Genomic DNA, 8,376 nt, shown 5'->3' on the forward strand with positions numbered 1-8,376 from the left:
AGAAGACACATTGAGTATCGATGTCATCTTAAGAGAAGGTAATATTGTATTAATGGGCGAAGAAAAAAACGTAGAATTAGCCTATAAATTGATGACAGAATTACAAGAAACAGTTATCAATGGAAAATCACTAGATAGACAATCTGTGACATACAGCTTATCTTTACTGCTAGAAGGCAGTGAGATGCAAATAAAGGAATTAGAGGATGTAATCGTAGTGACTAAAAAGGGAAAGGCAGTTCAGCCTAAAACTTTAGGTCAAAAGAAATATATAGAGCTTATAAATCAAAATGATATAACTTTTGGTATAGGTCCAGCTGGTACAGGTAAAACTTATTTGGCAGTCGCTATGGCAGTAAGCGCATTTAAAAAGGATGAAGTAAGCAGAATTATCTTGACTAGACCAGCGGTTGAAGCTGGAGAAAGCTTGGGATTTTTACCTGGAGATTTAAAGGATAAAGTAGATCCATACTTAAGACCACTATATGATGCGCTATTTGATATGCTAGGTGGAGATAGAGTAAATAAATATCTAGAAAGAGGTACTATAGAGGTCGCTCCACTTGCATTTATGAGAGGTAGAACTCTAGACAATGCATTTATAATACTAGACGAAGCTCAAAATACGACTCCAGAGCAAATGAAGATGTTCTTGACAAGACTTGGATTTGGATCTAAGGCTGTAGTTACAGGAGATATAACTCAAACAGACCTACCAGATAACAAAAAAAGCGGTCTAATTCAAGCAACTAATATATTGAGCGATGTAAGAGGTATAGGTAAAATAGAGCTTACAGAAAAAGACGTAGTTAGACATGAATTAGTTCAAAGAATAATTAAGGCTTATGAAAAGTTTGAAAAAAGAGAAGAATATAAAAGAAGTAAAAGAGAAAAAGAAAAGAATGCAAAAAACTCTAGAAGATAATAAAATAATATAGAGCTTGAAAAAATATTAAATAGTAGGTGAATTTATGGAATTAATAATAGACGATAGACAAGATAAACTAGAAGTTAGTGAAGATTTAATAGAAAAAATAAAAGATATTATATTAGAATGTTTAGATTATGAAGATTATGACGACAATTATGAAGTAAGCTTATCTTTTGTAGACAACAAAGAAATACATCAATTAAACAGAGAGTATAGAGGAATAGACAGAGCTACAGACGTATTATCATTTCCCCTTTTAGTAGAAGATGAATTCGATGTAGAATTTGGAGAAGAATCTCTAGGCGATATAGTAATATCTCTAGAGAGAGCCTTTGAACAAAGCAGAGAGTATAACCACAGCTTTGAAAGAGAGGTATGCTTCTTAGTTTGCCACAGTATGTTCCATTTACTAGGATATGACCACGATACAGAAGAACATACTAAAGAAATGAGACAAAAGGAAGAATATATTTTAAACAAGTTAGGAATAACAAGGGAGTAGGTTTTTATGAAAAGAAACAAACCACGCCAAAATATTATAAAAGCATTTAATGCAGCTATTGAAGGTGTTATATACACCTTCAAGCACGAGAGAAATATGAAAATTCACTATGTTACAGCTGTATTGGTACTTTTAATAAGCTTATTTTTAGATTTGAACAGGGTAGAAATGATGATACTACTTCTTTCTATAAGTTTAGTAATAGTATCAGAGATGTTTAATACTGCTGTAGAAAATGCTGTAGATTTGACTACAAATGAAATTCATCCACTAGCAAAGATTGCGAAGGATGTTGCGGCTGGTGGAGTTTTGATTTCCTCACTAAATGCAGTGGCTGTGGGATATTTGATTTTTTATGATAAATTTGTGCTTTTTTCTCAATCGGTTATAGTATCGATTAGAAAATCGGATCCTCATGTAACCCTGATATGTATTGTATTGGTTCTAATTGCAGTAGTTGTGGTCAAGGCACTTACTGCTACAGGAACTCCACTTCAGGGAGGCATGCCAAGCGGTCATGCAGCACTTGCATTTGCACTCGCTACATCTATAACTATGATGGTCGAAAATCCAATTGCTGCAGTTTTAGGATATATAATGGCTGTTTTGGTGGCGCAGAGTAGAATTGAGGGCAAAATACATACATTTTGGGAGACAGTTGCAGGAGCTTTGTTGGGAATATTGATAGCTATGCTCGTATTCCAAATAAAAATATTTAACTTTTATTAAAAAATTTTAATTAATGTAAATAAATAATCGTTAATCAAATCTTTGTGTTATAATAATAATGTTATGGTAAAATTATGAAATCGAAGTATTCTATAATTTTATCGTGAATTTTTAGGAGGACTTTATGGACAGTAGAGAATTATTAAAATTAGCTGAAGAAGCGAGATTAAATGCATATGTGCCTTATTCAAAATTTAGAGTAGGTGCAGCATTACTGACATCAGATGGAAAAGTTTATACAGGATGTAATATAGAGAGTGCCAGCTTTGGAGCGACTAATTGTGCTGAGAGAACAGCAATATTTAAAGCTATTTCAGAGGGCGAAAGTAAATTTGTAAAAATCGCAATAGCATCGGATAATTCTGATAAGAATCAACCGACATGGCCATGCGGAATATGCAGACAAGTAATAGTTGAATTTGCAGATGATATACAAGTAATAACTGGAAGTTCAAAAGGAGATATAATAGAAACAAATATAAAGGATTTATTACCACATTATTTTGCTAAAGGTGACTTTTAAGCAATGACAAAAAATAAAAAATTAGTAAAATACAATAAGTTAGGAGAAAATGTAAATGTTCAAATCAGGATTTGTTAGTATAGTAGGTAGACCAAATGTAGGAAAATCAACATTAATGAATAATGTAGTGGGAGAAAAAATTGCCATAATGAGTGATAAGCCTCAAACTACTAGAAACACAATTCAAGCAGTGTACACTGATGAAAAATGTCAAATTGTATTTTTGGATACACCAGGTATACACAAACCCAAAAATAAATTAGGCGAATTTATGGTAAAATCAGCAACAGATGCATTTAAAAATGTTGATTTAGTATTATTCGTAGTAGATGATTCAAAGAAAATAGGACCTGGAGATAGAAAAATCATAGAAGATTTAAAGGGGATAAAAACTCCAGTAGTTTTAGTTTTAAATAAAATAGATAAATTAGAAGAGGCTGAACTATTTGATTTGATGAATTTATACTCAAAGGAAGAATTATTTAAGGAAATAGTTCCAATATCAGCTCTTAAAGGAAGAAATATAAATGAGCTTCTGAAGGTAATAGAAAAATACCTTGAAGAAGGGCCAAAGTACTTCCCTGATTATATGATAACAGACCAACCAGAAAGGGTACTAGTTTCAGAGCTGATAAGAGAAAAAGTTCTACATTATTTAGACGATGAGGTGCCACATGGAGTTGCTGTAGAAATAGAGAGAATGAAATCTAGAAAAGACAAGGATATAGTAGATATATCTGCTGTTATTTACTGTGAAAGAGAATCTCACAAGGGGATAATAATAGGCAAAAATGGTAGAAAGTTAAAAGGTATCGGAAAATCAGCGAGAGAAGATATGGAATTTTTATTAGGATCAAAGATAAATCTTCAATTATGGGTAAAGGTAAAAGAAAACTGGAGAAATTTACAAAATTACATCAGTGATTTTGGATATAATGATAAATAAAGGTGGATTATATGGATAGGAAAAACAATGATTCTAATCTGTTGTTAGAACAGGTACTCGATTTATTAGAAAATAATAAAGTATTGGAACTAAGGGAATTATTAGAAGAATATCATATTATGGATATCTTTGATGTAATGGAAGACTTAGACGGAGAAATGAAGGTGAAGCTTTTTGAAGTTTTACCAATTGATATGTCTGCGTCTATTTTAGAGGAAAGTGGACCTGAATTTTTTAGATCAATATTTTCTCTAATAGATGTAGAACACGGTAGAAATATCTTAGAACAGATGTCTTTAGATGATTTGACAGACATATTAAGTGAACTAGAAGACGATGAAAGACAGAGAATAATAAACTTACTTAATAAAGAGGATGCAGAGGATGTAAAACATCTTCTAGGATATGAAGAAGAATCAACTGGTGGTATAATGACAACTGGATATATAGAAGTCAATGAAAATATGACTGCTAAGGAAGCTATTGAGCATATGAGAAAAAATGCTGAAGATGCTGAAACTATTTACTACATATATGTTATAGATAACGACGAAAAGCTAGTAGGGGTATTATCTCTTAGAGAGTTGATTACAGCTAGAGATTCTGTTGTAGTTGGAGATTTGATGAGTGAAAATATAATATCAGTTTTCGACGATGACGATAGAGAATTGGCTGTAAAATTAGTATCTAAGTACGATTTATTGGCTATTCCAGTTGTAGATAAAAATAATGTATTAAGAGGTATAATAACTGTCGACGATATAATAGACGTCATGGAGGAGGAAGCTACAGAGGATTTATATAAATTAGCTGGATCTTCTGAACACGAAAGAGACGTAGCAGAAAAACCTGATTCTACTATGATGGAACAAATAATCTCATCAGTCAGAGCTAGAATGCCTTGGCTATTACTTATCGTAATAGGTGGATTGTTTACTGCGATGATACTTACTAATGCCACATTCATAGAAGGCTTAACTTATGTTAAATTCTTATGCTTCGTTCCAGTAATATTAGTTATGGGTGGAAGCGTCGGAATGCAATCTTCTTCTTTGACGATAATGACGTTGTCTAATAACGATGAAGAAGACATCGACTTTAAAACAGTATTAAAGGAAGGTGCTGTAGGCTTAATTACAGGTATAGTATGCTCTATTATTATAGGATTGATGGCTAGAGTGATCTTAAATAGCTGGAATATGGCTATAGTAATAGGTATTTGCGTATGGATTAATATGATTGTAGGAGCTATGATAGGTAGCTTCACACCTTTGATGTTAAAACATTTATCAGGAGATATATCGATAATATCTTCACCACTTATATCTGTTTTATTAGATATGATAGGTGTAGTATTATTCTTTGTAATTACGACAATATTTTTGTCAAATATTGTTTCTTAAATATATGAATTTTTTGACCTCTTCTTACAAAAACTATAGATAAAATGTAAGAAGGGGGTTTTTAAATGTATAAATTATTTTGGGAGGTTTTTAAAAGAACCGGAAACATAGAGGCTTATTTATATTTATACGATTATCGATTTTTATCTAAAGGAAAGCTTGAGAAAAGGGAGACGTTGAATAATAATGGTGATTGTAAATACCCAAGGAATAGTCCTTAGGGCAGTTAAATATAAAGAAAACGATTTAATATTGACTATATTTACACGAAAGCTAGGCAAGCTATCTGCTATAGCAAAGGGTGCTAGAAGGACTAAAAGTGCTTTACTATCATCTTGTCAAGTTTTTGCATATTCTAATTTTACGTTAAAGAAGCAGGGCAACATGTATAGGGTGCTTCAAAGTGAAATTATAAAGAGTTTTTATGAGATATCTTATGATTTGGATAGCTTTTCATACGCTACATATATCGTACAGCTTATTAACTACAATGTAGAGGATGAAGTTACTAATAATAGGATGTTTATTTTATTGGCACAGACTTTATATCTATATGCTAAAGAGGATGTAGATAAAGTGTTTATAAAGGATGCATTTGAATTGAAGTTTTTAGATTACATAGGGTTTAGACCAATAGTCAATAGATGTAGTAATTGTGGCAATAAAAATTTAACTAACAGCGTATTTAATATATATGAAGGTGGAGCTATCTGTCAAAAATGTAGAGATTTTTTCGAATATAATATGAAAATAGATTTAACAACAATTAGACTAATGGAATATATATTAAATAATGATATTTTGACGTGTAATAAGGCGAAGGTATCAAAGTATATAGTCAAAGAGCTAGATAAAATATTAAAAAGATATTTAAATCAATATGTTGACAACATAGGCTTTAAATCATTAAACTTAATAGAAAGTATAGAAAACAAAAAGGGAGCTGAATAATATGAGTCAAGTAACAATAGAAGCTATCGATAAGGTCTTAGAAAGATTTCCAAACGCAACATATAAACAAGCTAAGGAAGCATTAGAAAAGACTGATGGAAGTGTAGTAGATGCAATTATCTATTTAGAAACAAACTGCAAAGAATTAAATCCAAGTAGCAAAAAAACAACTGAAATATTTGGGAAAAACACAGATGAATTAAAGGAACAAGTTTTGGATTTAATTAAAAAGAGCAGTGTAGTTAGAATAATAATTGAAAAAGACGAAAAGACAATGCTAAACATACCTTTTACTATAGGTGTAGTAGGAGCAATAATAGGACCAATGCTTACTTTAGTTGGATTATCAGCTGCAGTACTTTCAAAATGTAAAATAAAAGTAGCAAATGAAGATGGAGATACGGTTATAGATTTAGGTGAATTTAGTGAAGATAAATTTAACACTATAAAAGATATGGTTTCAGTAAAAGCAAAGGATGTAAAAGATATTATAGACAAAAATAAATCAAAAGAACCTAAAACTTCTCCTAAAGACGAAATAAAACAAGAAGAAGTCGATGAAATAGTAATAAATCTAGACAAAAAAAGTGATGAATAATAAATATTAAAACGTCTATAATACGAACAATATTGACAAAACTGACCACTTTTGTTATCCTAATCGTATTAACGAAGAACTTTAAAAGCCTTTCGTGTAAACGAGAGGCTTTAATGTTATTATTATAAAATAAATAAATTTTTATAAAATAAATAAATATTTATAATATAGTAGTATATTATACAGGAGGTATTATTATGAATTTTCAAGAAATGATACTTGCTCTACAAAGCTATTGGGCTAAGCAAGGATGTATCATGATGCAACCTTATGATGTTGAAAAGGGTGCAGGAACTATGAATCCAAATACACTTCTAAGATCTCTAGGACCAGAACCATGGAGTGTATGTTATGTTGAACCATCTAGAAGACCTGCAGATGGTAGATATGGTGAAAATCCAAATAGATTATATCAACATCATCAATTCCAAGTTATATTAAAACCATCACCAGATGATATACAAGACTTATACTTAAAGAGCTTAGAAGCTATAGGTATAAACCCATTAGAACACGATATAAGATTCGTTGAAGATAACTGGGAATCAACTACAGTTGGTGCTTGGGGACTTGGATGGGAAGTTTGGCTAGATGGTATGGAAGTTACTCAATTTACATATTTCCAACAAGTCGGTGGTATAGAATGTGAATTAGAAACTGGTGAAATTACATATGGTTTAGAAAGACTTGCTATGTATATACAAGATGTAGATAGCGTATACGATCTAAAATGGAATGATTCTATAACTTATGGAGAAGTATTCAAAAAACAAGAATATGAAAACACTATGTATGCATTTGAAGAATGTGATGCAGAAATGCTATTTAACTTATTCGATATATACGAAAAAGAAGCTATGAGAATAATAGAAAAAGGACTAGTTATACCAGCTTATGACTATGTTTTAAAATGCTCACATACATTTAACACTCTAGATGCAAATGGAGCAATAGGTGTAAGCCAAAGAGCTTCATTCATAGGAAGAGTTAGAGATATGGCTAAAGCCGTTTCACAACTTTACGTTGAACAAAGAAAAGAAATGGGATACCCTCTTATGAAGGAAGGTGACAAATAATGAAAAATTACTTTTTACTAGAAGTAGGTGTAGAAGAATTACCATCAAGATTTGTTGAATCTACACTAGCACAAATAAAAGAAAACTTAGAAAAATCATTAACTGAAAATAGAGTTGATTTTGAAGGTATAGAAACTTATGCAACGCCAAGAAGACTTACTTTTGTAATAAATAAAATAAGCGACAATCAAGCAGATCTTGAAGAAGAAGTAAAAGGTCCATCTAAAAAAATAGCTGTAGATGCTGATGGAAACTTTACAAAGCCTGCATTAGGGTTTATGAAGAGCAAAGGTTTATCTGAAAGTGATGTATACTTTAAGCAAGCTGGAAAAGAAGAATACTTATTTGGTACTTTAAAAGAAGAAGGAAAAGCAACTGCTGAAGTTTTAAAAGAAGTAGTACCAGAAGCTATAAAAGGAGTTACATTCCCTAAAGCTATGCGTTGGGGTGGCAAAAATATGAAATTTGCTAGACCTATAAGATGGATGGTAGCTCTATTAAACGACGAAACTTTACCTGTAGATTTAGAAGGTATAATAGCTTCTAACGTAACAAAAGGACATAGATTCTTAGGTGCAAAAGAAATAGAAGTAAATTCAATAGAAGAATACTTAGAAGCACTTAGCAAAAACTATGTAGTATTAGACCAAAATGTAAGAAAAGAAAATATAAAAACTCAATCTGAAGAAGTAGCAAAATCTTTAGGTGGAGTAGTTG

General features: G+C 31.3%; 10 protein-coding genes. All 10 read left to right on the plus strand.

The genetic code is table 11. The features are described 5' to 3' along the window. Window positions 1–925, plus strand: a 925-nt coding sequence (locus SPD90_RS06395; RefSeq protein ID WP_320924684.1) for a PhoH family protein, incomplete at its 5' end; no start/stop codon positions are given. A gap of 46 nt (window positions 926–971) precedes the next feature. After that, on the plus strand, window positions 972–1,433 hold the full coding sequence (gene ybeY / locus SPD90_RS06400) for an rRNA maturation RNase YbeY (protein ID WP_320624945.1): 462 nt from the start codon (window positions 972–974) through the stop codon (window positions 1,431–1,433). 6 nt (window positions 1,434–1,439) lie between these two features. After that, window positions 1,440–2,162 (plus strand): diacylglycerol kinase, encoded by a 723-nt coding sequence (locus tag SPD90_RS06405; RefSeq protein ID WP_320924685.1) that lies wholly within the window; start codon window positions 1,440–1,442, stop codon window positions 2,160–2,162. Window positions 2,163–2,286: 124 nt separating this feature from the next. Further along, a complete protein-coding gene (locus SPD90_RS06410) occupies window positions 2,287–2,685 on the plus strand; it encodes a cytidine deaminase (protein ID WP_320624943.1) in 399 nt (132 codons plus the stop codon). A gap of 55 nt (window positions 2,686–2,740) precedes the next feature. Then, entirely contained in the window at window positions 2,741–3,631 is an 891-nt protein-coding gene (gene era / locus SPD90_RS06415) for a GTPase Era (protein ID WP_320924686.1), read from the plus strand. Between the two features lie 11 nt (window positions 3,632–3,642). After that, window positions 3,643–5,034 (plus strand): magnesium transporter, encoded by a 1,392-nt coding sequence (mgtE, locus tag SPD90_RS06420; protein WP_320924687.1) that lies wholly within the window; start codon window positions 3,643–3,645, stop codon window positions 5,032–5,034. Window positions 5,035–5,220: 186 nt separating this feature from the next. Next, the gene (gene recO, locus SPD90_RS06425; RefSeq protein WP_320625063.1) at window positions 5,221–5,985 is read left to right on the plus strand and encodes a DNA repair protein RecO; all 765 of its coding nucleotides are present in this window, start codon (window positions 5,221–5,223) and stop codon (window positions 5,983–5,985) included. A 1-nt stretch (window position 5,986) separates the two neighbouring features. Beyond that, window positions 5,987–6,583 (plus strand): DUF4342 domain-containing protein, encoded by a 597-nt coding sequence (locus SPD90_RS06430; protein ID WP_320924688.1) that lies wholly within the window; start codon window positions 5,987–5,989, stop codon window positions 6,581–6,583. Window positions 6,584–6,780: 197 nt separating this feature from the next. After that, window positions 6,781–7,659 (plus strand): glycine--tRNA ligase subunit alpha, encoded by an 879-nt coding sequence (gene glyQ, locus SPD90_RS06435; RefSeq protein WP_320625061.1) that lies wholly within the window; start codon window positions 6,781–6,783, stop codon window positions 7,657–7,659. Then, on the plus strand, window positions 7,659–8,376 hold a 718-nt coding region (locus SPD90_RS06440), incomplete at its 3' end, for a glycine--tRNA ligase subunit beta (RefSeq protein WP_320924689.1). The genes glyQ and SPD90_RS06440, both read left to right, overlap by 1 nt.

This window comes from Intestinibacter sp., from assembly GCF_034113885.1.
GTDB lineage: Bacteria > Bacillota > Clostridia > Peptostreptococcales > Peptostreptococcaceae > Intestinibacter.

What these genes read in the sequence shown, in the direction of transcription:
- glyQ (WP_320625061.1), top strand. Translation starts at nt 6,781, where the DNA reads ATGAATTTTCAAGAAATGATACTTGCTCTACAAAGCTATTGGGCTAAG.
- SPD90_RS06410 (WP_320624943.1), top strand. Translation starts at nt 2,287, where the DNA reads ATGGACAGTAGAGAATTATTAAAATTAGCTGAAGAAGCGAGATTAAAT.
- SPD90_RS06405 (WP_320924685.1), top strand. Translation starts at nt 1,440, where the DNA reads ATGAAAAGAAACAAACCACGCCAAAATATTATAAAAGCATTTAATGCA.
- SPD90_RS06430 (WP_320924688.1), top strand. Translation starts at nt 5,987, where the DNA reads ATGAGTCAAGTAACAATAGAAGCTATCGATAAGGTCTTAGAAAGATTT.
- ybeY (WP_320624945.1), top strand. Translation starts at nt 972, where the DNA reads ATGGAATTAATAATAGACGATAGACAAGATAAACTAGAAGTTAGTGAA.
- era (WP_320924686.1), top strand. Translation starts at nt 2,741, where the DNA reads ATGTTCAAATCAGGATTTGTTAGTATAGTAGGTAGACCAAATGTAGGA.
- recO (WP_320625063.1), top strand. Translation starts at nt 5,221, where the DNA reads ATGGTGATTGTAAATACCCAAGGAATAGTCCTTAGGGCAGTTAAATAT.
- mgtE (WP_320924687.1), top strand. Translation starts at nt 3,643, where the DNA reads ATGGATAGGAAAAACAATGATTCTAATCTGTTGTTAGAACAGGTACTC.